Origin of the sequence: Nostoc sp. C057 (assembly GCF_013393925.1) — a bacterium.
Lineage (GTDB): Bacteria > Cyanobacteriota > Cyanobacteriia > Cyanobacteriales > Nostocaceae > Nostoc > Nostoc muscorum_A.
This window is the reverse complement of the sequence record NZ_CP040291.1, coordinates 65301-89998: the sequence shown is the minus strand read 5'-3', so window position 1 is coordinate 89998 and position 24698 is coordinate 65301. Positions and strand designations below refer to the sequence as shown.

Genomic DNA, 24698 nt, shown 5'->3' with positions numbered 1-24698 from the left:
ACCTGTGCTTGCTCTAGATTAGCTGTCTCCATAGCGTTGTTCTCCTTTTTTATTGCTGAAAAGGGCTATTCTAGGATAAATCTATCTTTGTAAGTCTACTTGTTGTGTTTGAGATTTAGCTAATATTTTATCAATTTGAGTATTAACATCCTCAAAAGTTTGCAATATCTGTGGAGTTAGTTTATTAGTCTGCACCTGACCAGATTGCAAGTTTAAAATTATCTCCCCATCTTTCTGCGAAATAGTTAAATCCCTCTGCTGGGTATTGAAAGCCAAGTCATAAATCTTTCCTTTAACTTGAGTACTATTTTCATCAGACTTACCCCAGACCATGCCAATCCTTTGAGCAATTTGAGTCAACCGACTGATTTTTTCAAGCTCAAATGTATCTTTATTCATTACTGTCAACGCTTCGGCTGATAATTGCTCACCAGCTTTAAACCCATAAGCCACTTCTACAATGCGTTTTTTGTAATTCTCCGACTTCCCTAACTTATCTGCGGCATTATACCAATTTCTCAAATCATCAATGGTAACTGATTGAGGTTGGACTTCTTGATTAGGTGATGCTCTGTTTTGTGGTTCAGGAAACGGGACTATTTTCCCGTCCACATAATCCCCCAACGGCTCTAGATGTAGTCCCCAGACCTGCCCTTTGCCTGTGAACAATTCTGGTAATGCTTTGGGTGAGTGCTTTTCCATGTCAGCCCACTGCTGTTGATAAACAGGGTCAGCAATCATATCAGGTGTGATTTGATACTGTTTACCGACTCGAAAGGCGACTTGTTTACCAATGCCTGTAGCTAGAGCTATATCACCCTGTTTAAATCCATACTGTTTGTATGGTTGATAAGCTCTTGTGGTGTGAGTTCGACCATATCCTCTCATCGCATCAATGCAAGTATCCACGGGTAAAGGATTAGTGTCACCATGCATCATTAATGGGTAGTTCATCGGAATCGGCTTGCCTTTGATGACAGGAGGGGCAATATTTTGAACCTCTTGGTTTGGGTGGAATTGAGCGCTTTGTTGAGGTGGGGACAATGCTGATTGAGATGGAGGTTTCAAAAACCGTGGTCGTGTGGCGAGGGAATTAACTCTTTGTTGATAGTCACTATTTGATTCAATCACAGCCCCGAATTTCTTGGTCATGCTCGACAAAGTTTTAGCAGGGATAGAGCTATCAACCAAGTTAAATACCGCTAGACCTTTTTTAGTTTCCCTGATAACATCTTCCGTTGGTACTTGCTGACATTCAACATTTTGAGCAGTTAACCATTTAGTCACAGTCTCAGCTTTCTGGTTGTCAACAGCCAAGCCCATGACTCCAAGCTTTTTGTTTGATTCTGTCGAAAATAAGAAAGTAGGACGCTCTTTAATCTGATGGAGAATTTTCGCACTACTCTCAATCATCTCTTGTTGTTCAGAATTAACCGATTGAGTCCCAAAAGCCTGAAATTCCTTCGTCCACTTCTGGGGATATTCAACGGTATTATGGTCAATTTGAGCGCAAATCACAGAAAAATTACTTTGAAGGATCGTGGGTGCGGGTGTCAGTTGTTTAGTTTTGAGTAGTCCAAGCTGTCTGAGCGCGTCTTTATCTTTTTTAAAATGCAACACTCCCAAGGGTTCACCATTGAGAAATACTGCATCTCTAGTTTTAGAAGCTGAGGTTTCGATAGTCAGTTTTCGGTAATCTAAATCATCGAATGTCTGACCAGAAAAATCATAAAAGTTGATTTTATTGATTTTGAGGAGATTACCATTTGGGGACTCACCTAGCACAAAAGCTTGATCTCCAGCTTCGGAGATAGAGGTAAGTTTCAACTTCAGGGGATTACCATTTTTTAGGTAATTAATTTCTTTTAACTGTTGGGCAGAATCACTGTCTAACTCACCCAGAGTCAAAGCATCAATTTTGATTTTCACTGTTTTGTCAGGAATCGGTACAGTGCCAAATTCTAAGTTTACGGGTTCGGCGTTAAAAACAAGTCCTGCGTAAGAGAAGTTCTTGAGTTCACGGATAGTAATTTCAACCGATTCGTTTCCTGGTAGCCCAATAGTTGCTTTGGCAGTAGCAGGTTCTACCCCAATGAAATTAGCTTGCGCCTTTGTGCCAATTGGTAACATTCCAGCCCTGGTTTCGAGCATAGCTAATTCTTTATATTCGCCGTCACTATCCTGTACAAATAACAATCTGGAAACGTGGCGTTCGTGTCCCGGTGGGTGATGAGAGGCTCTGATTTCTACCGGGTGTTTTTCGGTTGGATTCCAGTCTCGACCCAAAAATTGATTTGCTTCATTATTAAGTGTGACTAACTTCGGTTCGCTAAATTGCAGTTTCTCCAAGCAAGAGATAATCTCATTGGGGAAAGCAGCGAAGGCAAAATTAGAGACTTTTTTAGCGATCGCTTGGGGGTTTGCGTTTTCTTTTCTTGCAACTTCGAGTTCATCCTGGCGGGATGCACAGATGTTCCAAGCGGCGGCGGCGGATGCAAGTTTTTCTGACTCTGGGATTTTCGCATAAAATGCTTCTGCTGCATCATTTGCCAAGGCAAAGAGTAGTTTAGTTTGGCTTCTAGTAAGTTCTGGTTTTAGTTCTAAAAGTTTAGCTCCCTGCATGGTCATCCCCGCCTTGAGGTTGTGGTCAGTCACAGATTGTTGGCTAACTGTTCCCAACTGACGGTATGCAGGTTTTCCATCTTTATCGATTTCTTCATTAATCTGAGCGACTGCTAGTAATTTGTGGGGGCGTTCGCTACTTGTAAATTTAATTTCTTCTAGGCGAATGTTAAGTGTCTGGGCTTTCCAGATTAGGGGATGCCCGTAGCGGGTGAGGTTGGTAATTTCCAGTTTCGCCCCTTGTGGAGTTTGCACTATTGCGGATGGCCCTTTCTCAGTTTCACGCCGTTGAGACATCCGAACCGCAGCGTTGAACTTCAGATCGAACTCATACTTGGCGGCGATCGCTGCAAATTTTTGCTGTGGTGTAAATTCTACTCCTTTGAATAAGTCTTTAAACTGAACGATGGGACGCGATTCTAATTCTGATTGTTGGAAATATTTGTTAGTTTGATTAATTAATAATTCTACAGGGGAGTAACCACTGGGAGTAATGCCAGAGTTTAAATAAGCTGAACGCGACTTTTTATCTTTAATATAATTAACATCACGATACAAGTAGCGGCTGTTCTCCCGGATTTTATCCATTTCAGGTTTTTTAGCACTTTTGAATAAATCCACCGCTATTTGGTTTTGATAACATCCCTCACCAATCATTTCTCGGTACATCAGACGGTTAACATCCATCGCCTGTTGAATATTTTCTGGGGTTCTTTCATCCAAAGCAAGTTCAACAAACTTTTGCATATAAGGCTTGTATTCTTCTCGAATTAACTTTGGTTCTTTCTGGCGTTCTTGCTCAAATAGGGTTTCGTAATGCTTTGAAACTTGGTCTAGATAATTTGATTTCTGCTCAAAAGTACCATAAGTCTTTAGTACCTCAATTTCCGATTCTAATGCTTCCAGTGCTGTCACTTGATTGTTGATTATGCCCACGCTGATACTATCGCTCATGTGGATAGCGATTTTTTCAAATGGGGGCTGAGTTCCATCGTTGGAATCATAAAATGATTGTTTTTTGAGCTTAACCGTGGGTGAATAAGCGTTTTGGGGAAGATTTCTTCGCTCTGCCTCTGCTGTTAAATTAGAATATAAGCTGGCTCTTGCTACACCAATGCAATCACCATCGTAGTCTCGTGCTTGGCGTTCTGATTCGGTTTCGGGTGGGTCAATAAAATCAACATCAATACCTTGCGCTTCTAACTCTGTAATTCTGGCTTGTATACGCTTGTGGTCTTCGTCATTAACTACAATTATGCCTTGCAAAGATTTACCATCTGGAGCAACACGATCCTTAACATATTTATTATTAGAAACACACAAACCATTAGAGTTGAGAAAAGGAGAACGGAAGTTAAGAATTTTTTCTTGCTCATCAAGCCAAGGGACACAAATTTCACCATTTTTGAGTTCCTTGGAGGGAATAATCATCCCTCGGTCAAAAGTAAGCGTTTTCCCAACAGCAATATCTCGCCACTCACTTTGTACAAATCGACTTAATTCTTGTTTGACCTTCTCAGTTTCTAAAAGCTGCTGATGCCCTAGTAAATCAGCTTTAATGAGTTTGTACATGAACAAGTCATCTTTGCCGGGATCATCATCCAACTCCTGATCTGCATCTAAGTCATCATTTGTCCCTAAGTTTTTAACATCTGTTTCTTGATTGATAATGTCTGATGTTTTTAATTTATTTTGGCTCAATGATTCTTTACGTTTTTCGTATCTTTCGCAATAGTAAGCAGAAACGTTTCTAGGATCATCTTGAATAGAGGCTAATCTTTGGGCTTGTACCTCTAGTGACTCGACAAAATCTTTAAGCCCGTGCGGAAAAGATGCCAATAGTTGGGAGATAGACATCTGACCTTGTTGAGATTGTGCTTTTTCAGCTAACCAAATATTTTGCTGATATAATCCTGGCTTAATCTGCGGTTTAGTAGGGCCTTTGGGTCTATCTTTATCTGTTCCCTTAAAACTGCTTATGGGAAGAATTATATCGATTTTTGGTTCATTGTTCGGGTCTGCGTACTTTATATCATCTAGGTTGTATGGTCGGGAGTGTTCCTTTGCCAAAGCGGTATTTAGTAGTATCTTCTCCGTTTCCTTCCCTCCAGCCGAATCGATGCTGGATAACACGGTAGCTTTTATCTATTTGGGATTCTCTTAAGGTTAGCTTGTCGTAAAGTTGTGTTGAAATCTGCCCATAACAATCTCCAACTAATTTATATGCCAAATCATTCGATAATATCCCTCCATTTTCGCCCCTGTTATCAGTAGAATCATCTACTACCAAAATATTTAGCTTTTCGTGAATCGCATTTTTACAAGCCCCAAGAAAGATGGAACCATAAGCCCCCCGATCTTTACTGTCTGGACAAATCTTTTGAATCGTTTCTAAACATTCTTTATCTCCGTAAAGTAAGCGAGTCTTAGAAGATAGCAATAAAATCTGTCCATCTGGATGATTCTTTAATTCTTCAGCAGTGCTGTATTCATCTGAGTGTCCAAATGAAAATTCTTTGTCAGGAAAGTAAAATTCCAGTAAAGTATTACTGAGATTTTCAGTTAAAATGTTTTGCCGAATGCTCAAGTAGTAGCAGATAGATTTCATGTATGACACAGATAACAAAGAATTAGATGACAAAGAAAAAAGAGAAAAACGAAATATAGAAGATTTAATTAAGAAAGAAAAATTAGCGCAAAAAGATGAATACGAAGATATATTGCTCGCATTAAAAATAGTAAATATCCCTACTTAAGAATGAAGATAACTTAAATGAGGAACAAGCCAATAAGCCATCCAAGTTAAAAAATGTATCTCCTGTCTTAAAAGTAATGCATGAACTAAAAGAAAAGATTAGAAAAATTTTTAATAAGACAAATGGATTGGTATGCGGAGTATGTTTAAAACTAGGTATGTGGTATATCGAGAGCTAAAAATATTTTCCCAATAGCAACAACACTATTATTCGTTGGTATGATGAAATTATTGCTACTTTTATAATGGTACAAATAGTGGAATGGTTGAGGGAATTAATAATAAGCTTAAACTGATTAAAACGGTCGGTTCTGGCTATGGATTTAGAAATTTGAAAACTTTTAGAATTAGATGTTTATTAAATTGGCATTTTATTTATTAGTTTGGGTATAATAAAAATTGAAGATGAGCCAAAATGTTTTACGATCATCCGTATAAACCATTGATTGAGCTTGGGATCAAAATGTTTAGCACTTCCAGATTCATGGTTTTAAGAAGTTAATGAAACTTGCTAATATCTTGAGAGGCTTGATGTCAGAATTGCTGTGGATAAAATGGTAAGAAAAGAATCTAATGCAGATGGAACTTTAAAGATGAAGCCTCGCAAGATCTTTCAAAGTATTCGATGCTGTTCCAAAGATAGGGAAAATAAAACAGACAGTTTCTCTTTCCCCAAAACTTAATTATCTGCGCCGTTTAGGGTTTACTCTATTGCGCTCATACTCAGCAATAATATCCTTGGTCTGTTGTGGAAGAATCACACTTTTATTGTTAAATCGCATTTGATATACCAGATAACAGGGACTTTTGGGATCGGGACAGGAAAGATTTGTTGGCAAGATTAATGATTGTTTTACCCGCAAAAGTCGCAGAAGCTAACATGGTAGAGCCAAAAAGAAAATACCAGAAGCGCCAGAACCGAACCAACCACCGAGCCAAAAACAAGTCCTTTGAACTGTTCAAAGCGTTTTTGACGAAGTTTTTGACGTTCTAGTTGTGCTTCTTGTTCCATGCCTGTATTTTTTCCAGCTTGTGGGCAGCTAATTTATTGGCTTTAGCATCGGAGGTTTTTTCGACTTGAAAAATATCAATAGTGCGTTCTTTGGCTGCAATTTCTTGTTTTAATCGGTATTCGTTCCATTTCTCTAATGCGTTGGGCGACAGCATCGGCGTGGGCGAAGAAGATGGTAAGGGTGTCGTCTCCCAAGTCACTCCAGATAACTGTAGCCTCTGCTGCTTTTTTTCGGCGATTCTCGCCATGATTCTTCTTCTAATTGAGCGAAGAGGCTATTTTCAGAATCGCTCTGTTGTACTTCAGTGCAACATTTTTAAGCGTAAAGTGATTGAACTAACTCTGGGGCTTCTTCAGCCTGAGCAGCAGTAATTTTATCAATCAAGCTAGATAAATCTTCTCTGCCGCCACAGCTTTTTCACTAACATTCTCAATCACTGCATCTAATTCTTAATTGTTGAAAATTTTCGCTTTTACCTAGAGTTGTTAAGCTGGCTGCAACTTCTTCAAAGGATTTGTTTTGCTCTTTTATTGATTTGTAGGTTTCAAGAAAGCGTTCGCACTTATCTGGGCTATAGCTCCTCTTGCTCAGTAGTCCGCAGACTTGGAGAATTATTAAAGCCTGAGAAAGTGCGATTTTATAGCCTCTTCACGAGCAATAATTAGTAATTCAGTGATATCTAATGGTAATTAAAGCCTTTCTTCCCTTGCTTTTTCCCCTCCATTCTTCTGCTGACGACGAGGAGTTGCCCTGAGTTTCTGACGCTATGCATTGTCAACAATTGGAGATAATAGAGCCATTACTTCCTCATCATTTCTACCCTGCTCACTTAAGGTGCGACATTCACGGGAAACCTGTCTGCATCATTCTCGGTATAGCGACTTCTTTTTCAGGTATCCCACTCAAGCTGTAAAGTCCGGCTAATTTCTTGATGGTGGGAAAGGTCGTTAAAAAGTTCTTGTGGTTGATACTATAATCATGCACTCCCAGTTGGGGGTTTCTGAAACGACATATTTGCGTTCACTGAAAAGATGCCTAGAAAGGAGCAATGCGTCAAATCAATTCAAAAAATGGTCAGTCCTAAAAGCGATTTAACCAGTCAGTTCCCGACTCCGCCCCTTCTGGGTACAGGAGTTCTGGCTATTTGTAATGGTTCTTTGACTGAAGTCCTGGATATTGGTAATGGTGATGATTGTATTAGTTGTAGTGGCTGTGATTGATTAGAGGCTACTGCAATCATCGGCGTTCCTTGGAGGCGGGATTTCTCCCTAGCAGTCCCATCAAATATGAAGAGTGGAGTTGAAGGCGGTAAAGACAAGCACGAATGTGTGGCCTCTAATTCCACTGATTGATCCACTAGCTTGATAAGCTAAAGGAAGCCAATAGCTGCTAATCGCAATCATCGCCATATCTTTAGCAGGATAAATGAGTATTCCTGGAATTTAGATACTTAATTACCACGGCTTCGGAACTATCAGCCTTAACTCTACTTCGTAAGCGAAACTCAACATCTGAAAAACATTCTAATATTCCTCTCTTCACGAGCAAATTAATATTACGAATTACGAATTACGAAATGTAGCGTGTTGGTAACGAAACAATCCATATACATCAGTAAAACGCAAGCACAAGGCATCTTTTTTAATCGGCAGGTTAAAAGCCAAACGTACATCCTCTGATAATTCTGCTGCCCATGAAATGTCGGTATGAGGGAAACAAATTTTTCAACTCCGGAGCTTAAATATTCCGACGTTCCACCACCAATAATGACTTGCTCAATATGGGCAGGAATATTAATTTTGAGCCAAGTGGATACCTTTTCCCAGTATCTTTACGAGATAAGTCAGCCACTTCAATAATTTGTGCTATCTCCTTCAACCTGAAAATCAGACTTTTGCTCCGAGCCAAAGGTTTGCAGTATCTCGGTTTCAATGTCGGAGCCTGATAGATGGACAGCCTTTACCAGATCGTGGAAGTTTTGCCCTGATGTTCGGCTTTTGATTCTCTCCAGCATCCACGCCAAGCCCAATCCTTCCGTTTTTCCAGTTGAAATACCACGCTCAAAGATTACGGCCGATATATCCCGAAAAACCAGCATCACTACAGCAATGTTCACTTTATTAAAAATCTGTGCCAAAGTTTTTTACTTCGCGTCAATATCAGTCCCCCACCTTCGGGTAAGCACTGAAAGTTAATCAGATTTATACAAAATTGTTTCCCTCGAAAGCTTTGGTGCCAGATAGTGCCCTAGTTAAACCCCCTCCTCCAATCTTTCTCTATCTTCCCACTCTCCATGTGGCAATAGCAGTCCCAAGGATAAATCAAAAGTTTGCCTTCAAAGAATCTCTAATCGCATATTGCTCCCACTGCTGCCATTGCTTTTGGAATCGCATTCTCATACTTGAGTTCTAAAAATTGATTCGCGCTTCAAAATACTTTTGTGCCAAAAACCCAACCGCATAATATTCTGCCTCGTACTCTTATCCACGCTTCATTTCTCTGACCGTACTGATTCTTTTGACTTGACTCATATAAAACTAACGAATCTTTGGAAATCTTAATTAACTCTGGTTCCATACACAGCAATTTCTGACTTGTACGAAATCTCCTGAGAGAACACGATAAACCATCTTCGTCATTGAAGTTCCCGGATCAAGACTCAACATTAAATCCACAAGAAAAATTCTCCCTGTTTTTGACCCTCTTTTTTGTCTATCTACTTGATAATTACTCTCAACTTGAACCGCCCAAACCGGGATTTTTTCCACATTTACAAAGAAAGATTACAGTTTTGGCAATACTCTTTGACTTTCCATGAATTGTGCATCTGATAGAAAATCTCCACAAAATCCTCAATTCCCAATAATCACTAATTACATTCAACATCTCCCAATATCTAAACAATATCTCCCAAATCTCTAATTCATTTCTTACCTTTTCAACTATTCAACATCATCTAGTCACAAAATTCTCATTAGCTTAATATTTTCCAACAATTCCTAAGACTTCCCAAGACTTCCTAGCACTTCCTGATACTTCCCAATTTTCTCAAGGATTCTCCCAATTATCTAGTAATTAGCTTCAAGAACCACAACCCTTGTAATCCATCTTTTTCTGATTTATAACAGTACGCCATATTTAAGTGGGAAAGAATGCTCTAGTTTTGCTATATTAAATGACAGGAGAGTTTGGGAAATAAAATTTGTTTTGGTCAAAGTCTCACGAAAAAATTTTCATTCGTCATCAAGCACTACGAAGTTTAATGACGGGGGATTGATTTTGACTTCAATACTTATTGCAAGGGTGATTATCTTGCAATAAGAGAAAATAATCAGAATTTCTTGACGAGAGTAAATCGTACTAATAGATGGAATAGAACAAGGATTAACTTTGTAACCCCCATAGCAGAGGTGAGCCATGCTAACAGCTGCTAACGTAACCTCAGAGATGGCGGTAGAACTACTTCATCAAGAATTACTATCACCAAGGAAAGTCGCTTTGGAGTGGTCAAAGGTGCTGAAAAATTGGGGTTGTCAGGGGGCAGTCGATGACGAAGACGCTTTTAAAAATATCATTGAGGGGGTTACGCCTGATGGCTCGGGGAGGTATTGAATGCCAGAGTAGTCAAAGAAAAGGGAAAAAGAGAACGCAGAGCCGCATTAGACTGTACATTTTCAGCGCCCAAAAGTGTAAATGCTTGATGGCATTGGTAGGTGGGGATACTTGTTTGATTGATGCTCACCATCAGGCGCTAAAGGAACTCTGGAGCTAATAGAGCAGCGTTATGCCTATACCAGAGTGACAGATAATAGCGGCAGACATAGAGTTAAGACTGGTAACTTGGTCGTCGCGCAGTTCGATCACATCGAAAGTCGGGATTTAGACCCACATCTGCACACCCATTGTTTGCTGATGAACATGACCCAAACCCAGATGGTAGGTGGTTGAGTTTGGGCAATAATGAAATATTCGCCAATAAGAAATTCTTGGGGATGGCGTATCAAAAAGTTATCTGGCGCGTGAAGTCCTCAAACTTGGGTATGAAATAGAATTTCGTTTACATGGGCAGTTTGATATAAAAGGGTTTAAATTGGAGGATTTAGAGGCATTTTCTAAGCGGCGACAGCAAATCATCGCCTCATCTGGTGCTAATTCGACTTAAATGAACGTGAAAAATTTGGGATGATACCCGCCAGCGCAAGCAGAAACTACCAGAATCAGAATTAGTTGCATTGTGGAAAGAAGAAGCTGCGGCGTTAGGTATCACGTTTGTCAAGCCAGGAGAACCAAGAAAAGAACAGGCTCCTATTGTGGTTGGAGCAAAAAAGTCTGATTGATGCGTTAGATGATGCTAAATCGCACATTGCAGTGAGAGAAATGTCGTTTTTAGACAAGAGGATTTAGAAAATTCATCCTAGAATCACGTTTAGCTACGGATGTAAAAGCGATTGCAGCCCCTGATTAGAGAACACCAGGAGTTAATCGGCTTGCCAGGGTTTGAACTCATCAATTTACATTCAGATGACAAGCAGTTCGGCGGGAGTTGGCGATAATAGAGTTAATGCAGCAGACATAAGGCAACGTTAACCCACTTTCGCACCCGGAAGTTAGTTGAAAGCTTTTTTGGAGAATACTTTACTGAACGAAGGGCAACGGGAAGTAGTAGTAGAATTAGCTGCAACTACATCTGACCAATTCATTGCATGGCAGGGAGTAGCTGGTGCTGGGGGAAAACTTTTTGCTCTTAAAGAACTCAAAAGCGGATCGCAAGGGGATGCCGATTATAGGTATTATTGGCTTCGCCCCTAGTTCCTCTGCTGCTAAGGTTTTGAGCGAAGAGTTAAAAATTCAGTCTGAGACTGTTGCTCGATTACTGGTTTCGGAACCACCACCACAGATTGAACCAAATCAAATCTGGATTGTGGACGAAGCGGGTTTACTCAGTGCTAAGGATGCCCATGCACTCCTACAAAGAGCAACCTTACTTAAAGCTAGGATGATTTTAGTTGGTGACACTCGGCAGTTGTCAGCAGTATCAGCAGGTAATCCATTCAAATCCTTGTAACTGGCAGGAATCAAAACCGGGGAGCTCAATGAATCGTTGCGCCAAAAGAACCCTCAACTAAAATTAGCAGTAGATTTAATTGCTGATGGCAGGATTGAAGCTGGTTTTGAACGATCAGAAGTCAACGGTTCCATACTTCAATTTTTGTAGATAGTTTTTCCAAAATAGAGCAGATCGCCAATGATTATATAGTAGGGACACCAGAGCAGCGACTCAAACCTTTTGTGTTAAGCTGAACAAATACAGAAAGACTTGCCTTTACCTTTGCCGATTCGCTCGAAGCTCAAGGGTGAAGGAACTTTGGGAGAAACTGCAACCATCACCCAATTCAAAACCAAAAATCTGACAAAAGTACAGATGCGGTTTTGCCCATAACTTTGAAATTGGTGATGCGGATCATGCCCAATACGGGATTACAATCGCCGGGGGCTGGATAAAGGCAAATTATATGAAGTGGTAGGTCGAACTACTGATAAGTTGACCCCTATAAGTGATGAAGAACGGGGTTTGCAGGTAGACACGGCTTTTGAGAAAGCAGTTTATCAGAGTCACCAGATTGAAATTGCTGTAAGGGATCGCTTGCAATGGAAGAAAACGATCGGCAAATGGGACGACGCAACGGGCAGGAATTTACTGTTTCAGCCATCGACTTGAATATCGTCCAGATTAAATATGCTGATGAGCGTACTGAATGCATTAGTTTGGCACAGGCGCAACTCGGAGACTATGCCTTTGTGAGTACAACATAGTGTAGTCAGGGGTAAACTGCGGATCGGGTGTTAATTTTTGCAGATTTCACTATTGGACAGGAAAGTCGGGGGGTTGCTGCCAGCCGGGCAAGGCATGAATTAAAGATTTACACCGAAGATCTCAACGCGATTGGTAGAGTTGGCGCAACAGTCGAAAGCCAAAGAGAATGCTTTGGAATTGCTATGAAAACAAATTCAGAAATCGACGATTGAGCAGCACCAAGCAATAACTATAAATATAAGTGCCCCTTTTGAGAAGCCAGTACTAAAACAAGAGACGACAGTATCTTACTCCAAATGTCTGCTTCCAATTCGTGAAATCAGTCGCATCTAGCCGAACAACAAGCCATGATTCATCAATAAACGTACTGAAAGTCTTGCCCGTCTTGAAAGAGACACCAAATTCGAATACTCTTTGAATCGGTTTTCTCCTTAAGCCAGTACCGAAATCTCCTGTCCCTACAGAACCATTCTGGACAATCTAATCAGACTGAAAAAATACCTAATTTTATTGAAATAAAACACTGGCAAGAGTTTGAATCAAGTGCCATTCATCCTAATATTACAGCGTTGAACTTTGAGAGTCTTCAGTTTAACTTTGGGGTGTGGTGAGCATGAAGCCTGGGAACGGCTCATGGTCAGCGAAAAACTGAATCGAACAAATACAGGACGGCTAACAGATGGTTTTGGAGGGGCGTGGGGGCATCTTGGATGCTGGTGGGATGGTGGTGTGATGCTGGAGTTGATGCGCGAACATTTGCTAACTTAAAGCCAGGTGAGAATCCGCCGATTGGGGGATGGGGATGCTACAAGCCAAATCAACCAAGACCCAAAAAAGATGAGTCTGGGCAAATAATTGAAGGGAAATTCATTAAATATGAGCATCCCCCAAAAGTTGAATTAAGTATCTTCTTATTAGATGTCTCCTGACGATATTGCCGAACGCATTTTACTCCAAACACAAGGTGAACCCTAGTGATAGCGGATTTTCATGGGTCAGGATTTTGGTACTGTGTCTGGAAACATAATATCCCCTGGGCGATCGCAGAAGGCGCGGGAAAAGCAGCCAGTCTGTTGAGTCAGGGTCACGCTGCCATTGGGCTACCTGGGATTTCGGCGGGATACCGAACTCCCAAAGATGAGTTTGGTAAAAAAATCGGTAAGTCTTATCTACATGAGGAATTAAAAGATTTTCGCCACACAAGGGAGAGTTTTCAAGTTCTGCTTTGACTACGAAACCAAGCCTGAAACTAAGGTCTATATCGAGCGAGATATTTCCGTGACTGGAAGATTATTACAAGAAGCTGGAGCAAGAGTAAACGTCATCAACTCTTGGGGTTAGCCCAGACAAAGGTGTTGATGATTTCATCGCCGCAAGTGTTCACTCGCTTACGAGAACTTGAGTCATCTTGCTCCAACTTTTCGGGACGTGCAACAGCAGAATCATCATTCAAAGACTGCGGCTTTTCCACCTTTGCGTAAGCCGATACTAGGAACAACGTTCTATACAACTTGAGGGAACAGGCAACAGGGAACGGGCAACAGGGAATGACAAATTCGATCTCCTACCAACACACAGGGAAGAGTGAAATAGAAAAAACTGTTGCCTGTTCCCCATTGCCTGTTCCCTATCTTTTACAAAATAAACCACAGGTACAAACCCATGACTTTAACCAACGACAACAACCTAACACAGATACATTTGCTAACCGAGAAGATAGGGGGGGGGGGGGGGGGGGGGGGGAGCAATTGACCCAGAAAATCGAGTTCTTAGAAACCAGCCAAGCCGAGAACCTAATCGAAATGAGCGCGAATCAGTCGAACTTCTTGCAGCAATTAACCGGAGATGCTGAACTCGAAAAAGTCTTCGAGCATGGAGACGATATTGCAGGAATTAACCAAAGCTCTACAGATGATGGGCTTCGAGGTCAACGAACAGAGAAACTCTCAAGACAAGTTAACGGACAAATTTCAACAATTTTTTAATAGAGAAGCAAGTTATGTCCATTCTTCACAACCAGCCACCAGACAACTCTTAAATACAATCTCCGATTATGTTGAGCAATCAGCTGGTTGAGTCTGCTTTTAACCCAAACAGTATTAGGGCTAACAGAACAACTTTCTTAATCTCATCAACAACTTGTCATTTCATAAAAGTACATTCAATGAGTTTGAAACAGCATTGACGGGCTGAGTTGCAATCTTTATGCAGAAAATAAAGCTATTCTGTCAATCTCTGATTATGTTGAGCAATCAGCTATCGAGTCTGCTTTTACCCAAGCAGTATTAGGATTGACAGAACAACTTTCTCAATCTCATCAACAAGTTGTTAATGCTAAAAGTACATTCAATGAGTTTGAAACAGCATTGACGGCTGGAGTTGCAATCCCATGCAGAAAAGAGAGCTATTTTGTCAATCTCTGATTATGTTGGAGCAATCATCTATCGAGTCTGCTTTTAACCCAAGCAGTATATAGGGATTGACAGAACAACTTTCTCAATCTCATCAACAAGTTGTTAATGCTAAAAGTACATTCAATGAGTTTGGAAAACAGCATTGACGGCTGAGTTGCAATCCCATGCAGAAAAAGAGAGCTATTTTGTCAATCTCTGATTATGTTGAGCAATCAGCTATCGAGTCTGCTTTAACTCCAAGCAGTATTAGGATTGACAGAACAACTTTCTCAATCTCATCAACAAGTTGTTAATGCTAAAAGTACATTCAATGAGTTTGAAACAGCATTGACGGGCTGGAGTTGCAATCCCATGCAGAAAAGAGAGCTATTTTGTCAATTTTTGATTATATTGAGCAATCAAGTATTGAATCTACTTTAGCCCAAACAGTATTAGGATTAACAGAACAACTTTCTCGATCTCATCAGCAGTTAGGTTGAATATCAAACTGCATTTAATGACTTTGAGGAAGTATTGACAGCTGAGTTGCAATCCCATGCAGAAAAAGAGGGCTATTTTATCAATCTCTGATTATATTGAGCAATCAGCTATCGAGTCTGCTTTTAAACCAAGCAGTATTAGGGTTAACAAAACAACTTTCTCAATCTCATCAACAACTTGTTACTGCTAAAAATACATTCAGTGATTTTGAAACAGCCTTGACTCAAGAGTTACAATCTCATGCAGAGAAGAAAGCCATTCTGTCAATCTCTGATTATATTGAGCAATCATCTGTCGAGTCTGCTTTAACCCAAACAATATTAAGCTTAACAGAGCAACTTTCTCGATCTCATCAGCAGTTAGTTGAAGCTCAAACTGTATTTAATGACTTTGATGAAGCGGTTACGGCTGAATTGCAATCTCATGCACAAAACAAAGCCATTCTGTCAATCTCTGATTATGTTGAGCAATCAGCTATTGAGTCTGCTTTAAACCAAGCAGTATTAGGATTGACAGAACAACTTTCTCAATCTCATCAACAACTTGTCATTGCTAAAAGTACATTCAATGAGTTTGAAATAGCATTGACGGCTGAGTTGCAATCTCATGCACAAAACAAAGCCATTCTGTCAATCTCTGATTATGTTGAGCAATCAGTTATCGAGTCTGCTTTTAAACCAAGCAGTATTAGGATTGACAGAGCAACTTTCTCAACTCATCAACAACTTGTTGCTGCTAAAAGTACATTCAATGAGTTTGAAATAGCATTGACGGCTGAGTTGCAATCTCATGCACAAAACAAAGCCATTCTGTCAATCTCTGATTATATTGAACAATCAGCTATCGAGTCTGCTTTGACCCAAACAATATTAGGATTAACAGAACAACTTTCTCAGTCTCATCAACAACTTGTTACTGCTAAAAGTACATTCAATGACTTTGAAACAGCATTGACAACTGAGTTGCAATTTCATGTAGAGAAGAGAGCTATTTTATCCACCTCTAACTCTGTTGAGCAATCAGCTACTGAGTCAACCTTAGCTAAAATATTACTAGCAGAATTAAAGTTGCATCTCAAACAGATGATTCAGGGTTTAGATATTGAAATGATTGGCTGCTTTAGTTATGGAAGTAGGAAAATATGTCAAAGGTGAAAAGGTAACAGGAGCAAAGGTCAAGTGAGTTATTTCACAAGTGTTACAACTGATGCCAAAGCTTTGACTTTTGAGCAAAAATGAACATCGTTAGGGCAACTCATTAAAGATGACAAAACCATCGATTATGAAAAGATTGGGAATCAACTCGCCATCGCCAAATGACAACGAGGAGCATCTATGGTTCCGGCGCTAACTTATCAGTTATCAACTTATCAGGTATCAGGTATCAGATATTTCCATCAATTCATTGATAGGTTAGTTGTTCACTATTCACTGTTTCACTGTTCACTGATTTAACTGGTATTGTTATCCCTATTATCTTCAACTGCTCACCTAAAACAAAATTACCAGTTTCTGACCGCCTACTAAGATTATTCTTGTCGGAGCGACGAATCAACTGTTTTGATAACTGTCCAGTTATGCCAGTATGCATCAAAGAATCCACCAGCTAGCTCTTCACTTTTAACAGGACAGGAAGTATTTGATGTGTTCTGGGCTAATGTAATCAGCGTAACGTTTAACCTGGGATTACATAGAGATTTCCTAAAATCAACACGCGACCATCTGTCCCGCCGTCACCTATGCGCCGGTAATTTGAAAAGTTGCTTGGATTTGCCAGCCCTGTTCAAAGCAGCAAGTGAGTACCAACCTCAAAAACGTAGGGTGATATCCTACGTAGTGTGGCGATTACTACTGGCAATTTGGCTAATTGAGTTCTGCTTACGAAGCTCAAGTAATACTCTGACTTATGTACTCATTTTTATTCAAGTGTTTCTTAAGATTTTTAGGTAATCTTAACCTTTCGTGTTCGCGCTGGGCTTGGTAGTAATTGCTTCTTAAAATTTTTAGCTAAGAAAGCCTTTTGGATTGGTACTGAGCCTTGGTCTGTACAGGCTTGTTAAAGTTTTTAGCTAAGAAAGTCTTTTGCGTTGAAGTAGGGCTTTGTCGTGTACAAAATTTTGAGATAAAATGTCAGACGATTTTGTACTCTTAGGTAGTAATGGCGATTGCTTAAAACTTTGGGAACGATATTTCGATTCTTGCATTGAAGGCGGAAATAATACAAACAGCCAAGCTAGAAAAATTATTCCACCCAGTGCCCAGAACAAGTAAGGACGTTTGCCAGATAAAACTATCACCGTAGCACTCAACCAAACACCAGCCAGCAGTCCCCAAACTATTCCTGCCCCAAACATAATCGCTATGATGGGGCCCACGCCAAACATAAATAAGGCGACTGTAAACTGAAAAGCCAGTAAAAATGCTGATTGTTGCATTTTGACCAAGTGACTGATTCACCTGTTTCATGGGCGATTTATTGTACTCTGCTCACTACCATGGGCTGTAACGCCGTTAAATAAGATACTTTTGAGCAATCCAAAGCACCAGGATTATGAAAAACACGCCTACGGGGTTGTTGAACCATCTGCGTTACTCCTGCCCTTCACCAATGCCGTTGGCAACCTTAAGCCCAGAAGCCACAAAGTATACAAACAAACGCACTGCGGATCGCTGCATTGATCACTGCTGGAAGTGCTTTAATGGCAGTACTAGCTGCCGCCGCAATTCACCCCCACCAATACCACCAGCTCCCGCCGAACATAGTAGGCGTTGCTGTCTGAGCTTAAATCGAATAAGCCCCCACCCGTAAGAGGGTGTACTGCGATCGTATGACTACGATTGTCGCTGTACCTTGCCATGTAAATGTGATGTTGATACTTGCGCCCAATCGCCGCGAACGCCTTAGCAAGAACTTGAGATTGTGTTCTTCGCAATAGAATTATTAGATGCCAAGGCAATTACTCCTTTTTTCATTGTTCTAGGAAAAATCTAAAAATCACTAAGCCCCGTTGGGGCGGGGTTGCAGTGGTTTAGGTGTGGGTGTGGGAAGAAATAGCCCCAACAACCTTTTGTGTTTAACAAACTTTGGGGTTTAAGTCCCCCTGCCTACATGACGGCAGCGCGTTTGGATGCCTCAGCTAAATCCACGTCACAAAAGTTCGTAATTGCGAATTGTGAATTGCGAATTGGTTTTCTAAGTCCTGCATTTTAAGGCAATTGCATTGGTCGGGGTTTCAGAGTTACGTCCAATGCCGTCCTCACTACACCCCACACCTTACCCCCTTTTTCTTGACCTTATTATCGAAGTTAGAAGTAACAACAAATCTACTTCCAACTTTCCACTTCTGGACTTGTTTAATGCTCTTTGTTGGAAATTCACTTTCTATGTCAGGCTAAAGTATGCTCCCTAGCTAGTGAGCGAATTTCCTGAAGTACTATAATGTGACACCTGCGTATAGCTTTGCATAGCCATCTAGACCACCTGTTTTTTTGTTGGTGAATTCCTGGAACTCTGGCAAGTACTTCCGAGCTATGTTCAAATATGCTTGTAGTTGTCTTCCAAGAAACCTTTGGCTTTAACATCGCCGCAACTTCTGGTCTTGTTAGTTCTTCATTTTGCCAGGTAAACCTCCCTTATCCCCATGACTCTGAGAACTTCTTGGAACTTCTAACTACATATATAAAAATACCCGCCTTTTTCGTGGCGGGCAAGTCGCAAATGCAACTACAAGAGAAAAATTTTGTTCAAAGACAAGAACCCTAGCTTCTTACCCTGACTTGCCCATTTTTCATACTAGAAGGCTGCAAGCTATGTGAACAACGTTTTGAGGGTTTCGCTTAAATCTTCCTTTCATTCCCCAGCAGCGAACAGTGTAATCACTTTCGTATCCTAATACGAACGCCATCTCTTGATAAGTTAATTTCCACTTCTTCTTAAACTCTATTGGGTGCATAGTATTTATTTGATACTTAGCATAAGGAACTTATTTAATATTTATAACATAATTAATTAGTCAAATCTTTATAATTTTGTGTCAAAGGATAAATAATCTTCTTATATTTATTTATCTTAATATCTTGATAAAAGATATTAGCTATTATCGGATTTATCCAATTTATCTATAATAGAGATGCTTTCTTTTAACCAATCAAACTTTATGTCCAACACAGATACTAATTTTTCCTCAACTCTTTCAACCCAAAAGTCAAGTTAATGAAGAATAACGAAAATCCCACCCTATTAGCCAATCGCCTAACTCCCACTGATGACCAAATCAAAGACTGGCTACAGTCACCACAAATCAAACAGTGGCTTACAAACTACTAATGGGCATACCGAATAATCTCAAGATAGAAGCGTTGAAGAAGAATTCAGGAAGTCAGAATTCAGGAGTCAGAATCAATCAGTCGGGGATTCAGACCCGCGACTGATTAAAGACCACCAAATTTTCAATTTGGTGAGGGGTGCAAAAAGCGCCGATTATTCAGACGCTCGCAGACTCGCTTAACATCACTTTATCCACTAGTCATACAGAATTCATTCTGGAATTCTGACTCCTGACTCCTGAATTCTGTTCGATAAATACCATCATCAAAAAATGTTATACAAAACTCCAGACAAAGACTATCGAGTACAATTCGGTAGTTCAACTATTGGAGTCGATGTTTTACGGTGGCAGCTTTGGGCATCCTATAAATTACCTTACGTCAGTGGAATCAAAACTCCTGATTGCCCCTTTTATACTTTGAAAAAACATTTGGATGTTTCCAACCAACTTCCCGGATGACAGTTACACCGTATTTTCGTTAAATTCCCACACAATACCCGACTCTATTCTTGCCAAAAAGCGCCATGCTTAACTATCCATTCTTACCAAAACCATTATGCTTAACTGCTATTAACTTAGCAGATGACTAAATCTTGTATTGAAGCCAAATTTGATGACCTTAACAGAAACATTTCTTTACATCCCTTTTAGGCTCTAGCCCATGAACAGCTTTCATCGCACAAGGAGATTCTTTAGAGTTCATGCAAGCCAATTGGATTTTTTGATTTGAGACGATGAGTTAGCTTTAAGGCTACCCTTGTAGAAAGAACAGAATCTCTCAACTACTCTTTGACTCATGACGAAGCTCCTTCAAGTCGAAAAATTTCCGATTCTGATGTTGCCGGAAATCGAGGCGTATTTAGAAAGTGGACTATTTCGTGGGATTGGCAAGAAAACTGCTCAAACTTTGGTCAATTGCTTTGGAAGTGAGGACTTTTATCGATATTAGATAACAACCCCGAAAAGCTTTGCAGGTTTCCCGGACTAACTCAATATCGGATTGATGGTATTGCTAAAGCTTGGTCAGAGTGTAAAGGAATCCGAACTTGGGAGTGATTACCCAACTTTTGGCTGTAGGAACTTCATTGAAGTTAGCTTTGAAAATTTGTGACTATTACGGACACAAAACTGCAAATGTACTTCAGAACTAACCCTTACAGATTAATTGATGATATTGATGGCATCGGTTTTAAGACTGCTGATGAGCTAGCAATATCTCTTGGTATCCCACTATACAGCGATACTCGTTATATCTCAGCTTTAATCCATGTTTTAAAATCCGGCTTGCGTGAAGGGAATTGTTTTTTACCGTTTGAGCAATTAGTAAGTATTACCACTGACCTGCTTTCTTCACCACAGCATACGCCCGATGTTCAATTTTTAAATACAATCATTCAACAGTTACTTGCAAAAGGGACTTTAGTTTCGGGTGATGTTGGTAATAGCGTTTATCTCAAAGCTGCTTATCCGGGCTGAACTTTCTGTGACTTTGAAAATTCTTGCTCTCCTTGAGCAACCGACTCACTTCACTGAACATTTAGAACACTGGTTAGCCCAATTCCAAACTACTGACTATCGCCAACTGCCGTTTAAGTATTGAACAAATCAGCGCCTTGATGATGGCGGCCAAACATCCAGTTAGCATTATTACTGGTGAAGCTGGTCGAGGGAAAACTTATGTACTGAAAACCTTGGTTGAATGGTTCATCCATACTGATAAAGCGATTGCACTTGCCGCTCCAACAGGAAAGCTGCTAACCGGATGAAAGATGCTACAGCAGGCATTGGAGGCAACTACTATTCACCGTTTATTGCAATTGGCTGGGAAACAATGCGGTTTTTCTTCATAGCGAGATAATCTTCTAAATCTTGATTGTCTAATCGTTGATGAATTTTCAATGGTTGATATATTTCTGTTCAATTCCCTTCTCAAAGCCTTGCCCAAAACCAGAATTGTCCTGGTAGGGGACTTTGACCCCAAGCAGTCGAGTATAAAACTCGGCTGTTGTCTCAAATGGGTATTGAATTGGGTAAGCCTGCTAGCATCTCCTTTGGAGGATTGGATTTGTTGCGCGAGTGGCTCCAATCGACGGCGGCGGCTATTCACACAAGAAGCGCGTGAGCTTTCCTTGCCTCAACCAAAAGGTGTGTTGCTGGCTGGCCCACCCGGTACTGGAAAAACATTACTTGCTAAGAACATCGCTCATATCCTGAATCTACCGCTACTCCAGCTAGATATTGCGTCTCTTCTTGGTTCTTTAGTTGGTGAATCAGAGGGCAATGTTAGACGTGCCTTGAAAACTGCCGAAGCAATTGCTCCATGTATTTTATTTATGGACGAAGTGGAAAAAGCTCTTTCTGGCAGTGGTGACACCAGTGGAGTCAGCCAAAGAATTCTAGGGAATATCCTCACTTTCATGTCCGAGTCACAGTGCGGGGGTGTTCGTTGTTGCTACCTGCAATGACCCTTCAGCACTACCAACGGAGTTAAAGAGAAAGGGAAGATTTGATGAGAATTTTTCGTCGATCTGCCTACAGAGCCAGAACGGGTACAGATTCTAGGGATTCACCTAGAGCGATTCGGTATTCAAGTACAGCTTGAATATCTCGAAGCGATCGCAGCCTCGACCGCGAAATTCTCCGGTGCTGAACTGGAAACCCTTGCTTCGGAAGCTGCTCTGCTGGCATTCGATGAGGATAGACCGCAGCAGGTAACGCTTGCTGACCTCGAAGCCTGTCGTCAAACCATTACCCCGCTTGCGATTCAGGATGCTGCGGCAGTCGAACGAATGCAGGCATGGGCATCCACTGCACGACGGGCTAGCAGTCCTGTGGTTGCAGCGAAAACTCAGTCTCTCAGGACTGCCAAATACAGAAACATGAACTGATATTAATTGCGGTTGCTCCCTAATTTTATGGGGGCAATCACACTTTTTTTTAGTAATTGACAGCAGTTTCCTAACAATTATATAGACCGAAGTGTTTGAAAATCAAACACCAATTCACTAATCAAATTAATTAGACCTGAGAAGAAAATGAGTACATTTCCAAGTTTCGAGGACTTCAAAAACTCTTTATTTAACAAAGATGTTCCACCACCTGCTAAACCCAAACAAGAAAGCTTTGAAACCTTTAAGAACAGGATTTTAGGTATATCTAATCCACAACCAACAGAGAAATAATTAACATGGAAATCTATTTAGTGTATGTTGATGCTATCCAGAACAGCAATAAATTCTAGGGCGGCATTGTCGAAGATGGTAATTTAACAGTGCAGTGGGGCAGAGTCGGTTATCAAGCACAGACTAAAATCCACACATTAGGTAATTATCAAAGAGCCGTTAGCAAATTCAACAATCTAGTAGCCGAAAAGATGATGAAAGGCTACAGAAGAAGTCAGTCACAAATCGACAGTAATTGTGAAGTTTCTGAAATCAAAAGAGCGATTGAATTACTAGAGATTATCCGTCCTTATGTAGAGCAGAGAAATTTTTCAGTTGCTTATATCAATGCCCTAAATCAATATCTGAAGATTGTCCCAACACCTTTAGGTATGCAAATCGAACCATACAGGGTATATCGCTCAGTAGAAGATGTTGATTATCAAATGGGATTACTCAATTCTCTGTTAGCGATACCTGCACCAATTGCTGCTGCGGTGGCTGTTGGTCATGCCCCTGAAGCAACAGTAGAAACTAAGGTAGTCAGTCTTAAGACTATCAATAAGAACTTCTGGCGGCATTTGTAAATTAGCTTGTCAGAAAGTATTGCAGCCGATTTACTACAGCAATGCGGATTGATTAAGTGTATCCCCCAGCCTATACCGCACTGGGGGATATTTCTAACTGACTTTCAGCTTAATTGCTTGTTTGTCCTCTGGGTTTTTTCGTATGACATCGCTTAACCATTAGAATATCTTTTCTGAATGTGGAAATTTTATGTAAATTTAACCACCTTGGACTGACGAAAGTTTACAATATAATTACTGAAACTAATCTAGCTACAACCAACAGGCTTTGGTTTGACCTATGACTGATAATAAACAAGTTGTCTGCCAACTCACTCAACAAAAACCAAGACGTGTTTTGGTTGTAGCTCCAAGTGAACTAGCTATCCATCATCGTCACAGACAATCCTTTCAGACACTGCCTACTTTAAGCAATTACATTTTCAAAGTCATCGCTAAATTGTCCATCGTCAGCGCTATGTTGTTTGGCATCAGTGCGTTAGGCTACTGGGGATTAGAAATTGTTGAAGCTAACACAATCCCGATAATAGAAGAGAGATACGATTGGCAAACTCAAAAACATATTTGTTTCGGTTGGATGTTAGTTGCTTTTTCTAGCTTTCTTGGGAGTGCTTCTTTTGGTAACGAGTCCCACTAATCAGTTCCAAGAGAGTTAAGCAGCCTTAAAAATTAATGCGACGATAGATTTCAGTCAGGGGAATTTCCACGTTGTTTAAACTGTGCAGAACAATCGTCCGCTCAAGCTGGGGAGTGAACTTGCCATAGCCAGCGATCATTACTATTACGATCCAAGTTATGATACTGTTCAATGTAGGGTTCAGTTTGGCTCACAAGCAGATATTCACAAAAGCTGGCAATCGAGCGATATTTTCTGAACTTATCCCCTCGATCATAAGCTTCAGTCGAGGGTGATAAAACTTCGACAATAAGCATTGGATTCAGAATTTCATCATTACGATTGCCATTGAACTCTGGTTCACCATTAACAACCATCAAATCGGTATAAGTACCACACTGATATTCAGGAATCCAAACTCGCAAGTCGCTATTATACAAACGAAAATCAGTGTCTCTCAGTAAAAATCCTAAGTAAATTAAGAAGTTGCTGGCGATCGCACTATGAGATTCCGACCCTCCCGACATAGTAATAATCTCTCCGTTGCGGTATTCATGGCGTTCGGGGTTTGTTTCTTCCATAGCCCGATACTCGTCTAACGTCAGGCGAGTTGTTATTACATTTGGGGGACTGGTTTGAGCAAATACCACAATCAACCTCTTAGATAATTACCTCTAAAACTATTATCTGCAAACTCAAGAAGAATTGCTATTGAACTGTGATGTAATACAGATTTTATCGTCCTGTGCAAATACCTTGGGATTTGCAAGCAGAAGTACATTTACCGAGCATCGCTGGCTTGAGAAACTCATAAGTTTCCTCAATACTTACGGGAAATGCCTCAAAAAGCACAAACTTCAAAGACGGCTAAAAAAATGGTGTTGCTAGATTCGGATGATAGATGATGA

27 protein-coding genes and 4 pseudogenes are annotated in these 24698 nt (G+C 40.5%); 24 read left to right on the top strand and 7 right to left on the bottom strand.

Annotation, left to right across the window (positions count from 1 at the left end; genetic code table 11):
- Positions 1-81: 81 nt before the first annotated feature.
- Positions 82-5194, bottom strand: a pseudogene (locus FD724_RS39245) (hypothetical protein); the annotation flags it as partial.
- A gap of 34 nt (positions 5195-5228) precedes the next feature.
- Here FD724_RS39245 and FD724_RS39240 point away from each other — a divergent pair.
- The 3 genes from FD724_RS39240 (at position 5229) to FD724_RS39230 (ending at position 5759) form a co-directional block, all read left to right on the top strand.
- Positions 5229-5378 (top strand): hypothetical protein, encoded by a 150-nt coding sequence (locus FD724_RS39240; protein WP_179076943.1) that lies wholly within the window; start codon positions 5229-5231, stop codon positions 5376-5378.
- Positions 5365-5556: a transposase gene (locus tag FD724_RS39235; RefSeq protein WP_179076976.1), complete on the top strand. Its 192-nt coding sequence runs from the start codon at positions 5365-5367 to the stop codon at positions 5554-5556. Before FD724_RS39240 ends, FD724_RS39235 begins: the two co-directional genes overlap by 14 nt.
- 83 nt (positions 5557-5639) lie before the next feature.
- Complete coding sequence (locus FD724_RS39230) at positions 5640-5759, top strand: transposase (RefSeq protein ID WP_179076942.1); 120 nt, start codon at positions 5640-5642, stop codon at positions 5757-5759.
- Positions 5760-6230: 471 nt separating this feature from the next.
- Here the strand turns inward: FD724_RS39230 and FD724_RS39225 are convergent, their stop codons facing one another.
- Positions 6231-6389, bottom strand: a complete 159-nt coding sequence (locus FD724_RS39225) for a hypothetical protein (protein WP_179076941.1) — start codon at positions 6387-6389, stop codon at positions 6231-6233.
- Positions 6368-6637 carry a hypothetical protein gene (locus tag FD724_RS39220; RefSeq protein WP_179076940.1) on the bottom strand — a complete coding sequence of 90 codons (270 nt, stop codon included), beginning with the start codon at positions 6635-6637 and terminating at the stop codon, positions 6368-6370. Before FD724_RS39220 ends, FD724_RS39225 begins: the two co-directional genes overlap by 22 nt.
- An 823-nt stretch (positions 6638-7460) precedes the next feature.
- Here FD724_RS39220 and FD724_RS39215 point away from each other — a divergent pair.
- Positions 7461-7610: a hypothetical protein gene (locus FD724_RS39215; RefSeq protein ID WP_218651569.1), complete on the top strand. Its 150-nt coding sequence runs from the start codon at positions 7461-7463 to the stop codon at positions 7608-7610.
- Positions 7611-8242: 632 nt separating this feature from the next.
- Here FD724_RS39215 and FD724_RS39210 read toward each other — a convergent pair.
- Positions 8243-8527, bottom strand: coding sequence for a hypothetical protein (locus FD724_RS39210; RefSeq protein WP_179076938.1), 285 nt, complete (start codon positions 8525-8527; stop codon positions 8243-8245).
- Positions 8528-9807: 1280 nt separating this feature from the next.
- On the opposite strand from FD724_RS39210, the gene FD724_RS39205 reads away from it, so the two are divergent.
- The 9 genes from FD724_RS39205 to FD724_RS40475 all read left to right on the top strand — a co-directional run bounded on the left by FD724_RS39205 (position 9808) and on the right by FD724_RS40475 (position 13546).
- The gene (locus FD724_RS39205; protein ID WP_179076937.1) at positions 9808-10002 is read left to right on the top strand and encodes a hypothetical protein; all 195 of its coding nucleotides are present in this window, start codon (positions 9808-9810) and stop codon (positions 10000-10002) included.
- A 150-nt stretch (positions 10003-10152) separates the two neighbouring features.
- Positions 10153-10338: a relaxase domain-containing protein gene (locus FD724_RS39200; RefSeq protein WP_179076975.1), complete on the top strand. Its 186-nt coding sequence runs from the start codon at positions 10153-10155 to the stop codon at positions 10336-10338.
- Between the two features lie 34 nt (positions 10339-10372).
- Complete coding sequence (locus FD724_RS39195) at positions 10373-10552, top strand: relaxase domain-containing protein (protein WP_179076974.1); 180 nt, start codon at positions 10373-10375, stop codon at positions 10550-10552.
- A 461-nt stretch (positions 10553-11013) separates the two neighbouring features.
- A complete protein-coding gene (locus FD724_RS39190; protein ID WP_179076936.1) occupies positions 11014-11199 on the top strand; it encodes a hypothetical protein in 186 nt (61 codons plus the stop codon).
- The gene (locus FD724_RS39185; protein WP_179076935.1) at positions 11165-11455 is read left to right on the top strand and encodes an AAA family ATPase; all 291 of its coding nucleotides are present in this window, start codon (positions 11165-11167) and stop codon (positions 11453-11455) included. Before FD724_RS39190 ends, FD724_RS39185 begins: the two co-directional genes overlap by 35 nt.
- A 605-nt stretch (positions 11456-12060) precedes the next feature.
- On the top strand, positions 12061-12204 hold the full coding sequence (locus FD724_RS39180) for a hypothetical protein (protein ID WP_179076934.1): 144 nt from the start codon (positions 12061-12063) through the stop codon (positions 12202-12204).
- 634 nt (positions 12205-12838) lie between these two features.
- Positions 12839-12973 (top strand): hypothetical protein, encoded by a 135-nt coding sequence (locus FD724_RS41590; protein ID WP_256874798.1) that lies wholly within the window; start codon positions 12839-12841, stop codon positions 12971-12973.
- A 206-nt stretch (positions 12974-13179) separates the two neighbouring features.
- Positions 13180-13434 (top strand): DUF3854 domain-containing protein, encoded by a 255-nt coding sequence (locus FD724_RS40480; protein ID WP_218651568.1) that lies wholly within the window; start codon positions 13180-13182, stop codon positions 13432-13434.
- Positions 13394-13546: a DUF3854 domain-containing protein gene (locus FD724_RS40475; RefSeq protein ID WP_218651570.1), complete on the top strand. Its 153-nt coding sequence runs from the start codon at positions 13394-13396 to the stop codon at positions 13544-13546. Before FD724_RS40480 ends, FD724_RS40475 begins: the two co-directional genes overlap by 41 nt.
- Here FD724_RS40475 and FD724_RS40470 read toward each other — a convergent pair.
- Positions 13530-13676, bottom strand: a complete 147-nt coding sequence (locus tag FD724_RS40470; protein WP_218651567.1) for a hypothetical protein — start codon at positions 13674-13676, stop codon at positions 13530-13532. The genes FD724_RS40475 and FD724_RS40470 overlap by 17 nt on opposite strands.
- 76 nt (positions 13677-13752) lie before the next feature.
- On the opposite strand from FD724_RS40470, the gene FD724_RS39170 reads away from it, so the two are divergent.
- Together FD724_RS39170 and FD724_RS39165 are read left to right on the top strand one after the other, a co-directional pair.
- The gene (locus FD724_RS39170; protein WP_179076933.1) at positions 13753-14190 is read left to right on the top strand and encodes a hypothetical protein; all 438 of its coding nucleotides are present in this window, start codon (positions 13753-13755) and stop codon (positions 14188-14190) included.
- A 1004-nt stretch (positions 14191-15194) separates the two neighbouring features.
- Positions 15195-16253, top strand: coding sequence for a hypothetical protein (locus FD724_RS39165; protein WP_179076932.1), 1059 nt, complete (start codon positions 15195-15197; stop codon positions 16251-16253).
- A 914-nt stretch (positions 16254-17167) separates the two neighbouring features.
- Here FD724_RS39165 and FD724_RS39160 read toward each other — a convergent pair.
- Complete coding sequence (locus FD724_RS39160) at positions 17168-17533, bottom strand: hypothetical protein (protein WP_179076931.1); 366 nt, start codon at positions 17531-17533, stop codon at positions 17168-17170.
- 1106 nt (positions 17534-18639) lie between these two features.
- Here FD724_RS39160 and FD724_RS39155 point away from each other — a divergent pair.
- The 9 genes and pseudogenes from FD724_RS39155 to FD724_RS39110 all read left to right on the top strand — a co-directional run bounded on the left by FD724_RS39155 (position 18640) and on the right by FD724_RS39110 (position 23811).
- Complete coding sequence (locus FD724_RS39155; RefSeq protein WP_179076930.1) at positions 18640-18861, top strand: hypothetical protein; 222 nt, start codon at positions 18640-18642, stop codon at positions 18859-18861.
- Positions 18862-19696: 835 nt separating this feature from the next.
- The gene (locus FD724_RS39150; RefSeq protein WP_179076929.1) at positions 19697-19885 is read left to right on the top strand and encodes a hypothetical protein; all 189 of its coding nucleotides are present in this window, start codon (positions 19697-19699) and stop codon (positions 19883-19885) included.
- Positions 19886-20222: 337 nt separating this feature from the next.
- Positions 20223-20375, top strand: a complete 153-nt coding sequence (locus FD724_RS39145; RefSeq protein WP_179076928.1) for a hypothetical protein — start codon at positions 20223-20225, stop codon at positions 20373-20375.
- Between the two features lie 158 nt (positions 20376-20533).
- A complete protein-coding gene (locus tag FD724_RS39140; protein WP_179076927.1) occupies positions 20534-20902 on the top strand; it encodes a helix-hairpin-helix domain-containing protein in 369 nt (122 codons plus the stop codon).
- Positions 20903-21042: 140 nt separating this feature from the next.
- Positions 21043-21342 (top strand): annotated as a pseudogene (locus FD724_RS41585) (AAA family ATPase); the annotation flags it as partial.
- A gap of 62 nt (positions 21343-21404) precedes the next feature.
- A pseudogene (locus FD724_RS39125) lies at positions 21405-22314 on the top strand (AAA family ATPase); the annotation flags it as partial.
- 147 nt (positions 22315-22461) lie between these two features.
- Positions 22462-22608: a hypothetical protein gene (locus tag FD724_RS39120; protein WP_179076500.1), complete on the top strand. Its 147-nt coding sequence runs from the start codon at positions 22462-22464 to the stop codon at positions 22606-22608.
- 89 nt (positions 22609-22697) lie between these two features.
- The gene (locus FD724_RS39115) at positions 22698-23174 is read left to right on the top strand and encodes a WGR domain-containing protein (RefSeq protein ID WP_306297133.1); all 477 of its coding nucleotides are present in this window, start codon (positions 22698-22700) and stop codon (positions 23172-23174) included.
- 280 nt (positions 23175-23454) lie between these two features.
- Positions 23455-23811: a hypothetical protein gene (locus FD724_RS39110; RefSeq protein ID WP_179076502.1), complete on the top strand. Its 357-nt coding sequence runs from the start codon at positions 23455-23457 to the stop codon at positions 23809-23811.
- Positions 23812-23836: 25 nt separating this feature from the next.
- Here FD724_RS39110 and FD724_RS39105 read toward each other — a convergent pair.
- A pseudogene (locus FD724_RS39105) lies at positions 23837-24440 on the bottom strand (Uma2 family endonuclease).
- Positions 24441-24698: the final 258 nt, after the last annotated feature.

Bases quoted from the DNA above. Each gene is read 5' to 3' on its own strand.
- FD724_RS39155 (WP_179076930.1), top strand. From the start codon at position 18,640: ATGCTTGTAGTTGTCTTCCAAGAAACCTTTGGCTTTAACATCGCCGCA.
- FD724_RS39185 (WP_179076935.1), top strand. From the start codon at position 11,165: ATGCCGATTATAGGTATTATTGGCTTCGCCCCTAGTTCCTCTGCTGCT.
- FD724_RS39160 (WP_179076931.1), bottom strand. From the start codon at position 17,533: ATGCAACAATCAGCATTTTTACTGGCTTTTCAGTTTACAGTCGCCTTA.
- FD724_RS39110 (WP_179076502.1), top strand. From the start codon at position 23,455: ATGACTGATAATAAACAAGTTGTCTGCCAACTCACTCAACAAAAACCA.
- FD724_RS39145 (WP_179076928.1), top strand. From the start codon at position 20,223: ATGACGAAGCTCCTTCAAGTCGAAAAATTTCCGATTCTGATGTTGCCG.
- FD724_RS39220 (WP_179076940.1), bottom strand. From the start codon at position 6,637: ATGGCGAGAATCGCCGAAAAAAAGCAGCAGAGGCTACAGTTATCTGGA.
- FD724_RS41590 (WP_256874798.1), top strand. From the start codon at position 12,839: ATGGTCAGCGAAAAACTGAATCGAACAAATACAGGACGGCTAACAGAT.
- FD724_RS39225 (WP_179076941.1), bottom strand. From the start codon at position 6,389: ATGGAACAAGAAGCACAACTAGAACGTCAAAAACTTCGTCAAAAACGC.
- FD724_RS39230 (WP_179076942.1), top strand. From the start codon at position 5,640: ATGGTTGAGGGAATTAATAATAAGCTTAAACTGATTAAAACGGTCGGT.
- FD724_RS39205 (WP_179076937.1), top strand. From the start codon at position 9,808: ATGCTAACAGCTGCTAACGTAACCTCAGAGATGGCGGTAGAACTACTT.
- FD724_RS39170 (WP_179076933.1), top strand. From the start codon at position 13,753: ATGACAAATTCGATCTCCTACCAACACACAGGGAAGAGTGAAATAGAA.
- FD724_RS39120 (WP_179076500.1), top strand. From the start codon at position 22,462: ATGAGTACATTTCCAAGTTTCGAGGACTTCAAAAACTCTTTATTTAAC.
- FD724_RS39215 (WP_218651569.1), top strand. From the start codon at position 7,461: ATGGTCAGTCCTAAAAGCGATTTAACCAGTCAGTTCCCGACTCCGCCC.
- FD724_RS39180 (WP_179076934.1), top strand. From the start codon at position 12,061: ATGGGACGACGCAACGGGCAGGAATTTACTGTTTCAGCCATCGACTTG.
- FD724_RS39240 (WP_179076943.1), top strand. From the start codon at position 5,229: ATGTATGACACAGATAACAAAGAATTAGATGACAAAGAAAAAAGAGAA.
- FD724_RS39150 (WP_179076929.1), top strand. From the start codon at position 19,697: ATGTTATACAAAACTCCAGACAAAGACTATCGAGTACAATTCGGTAGT.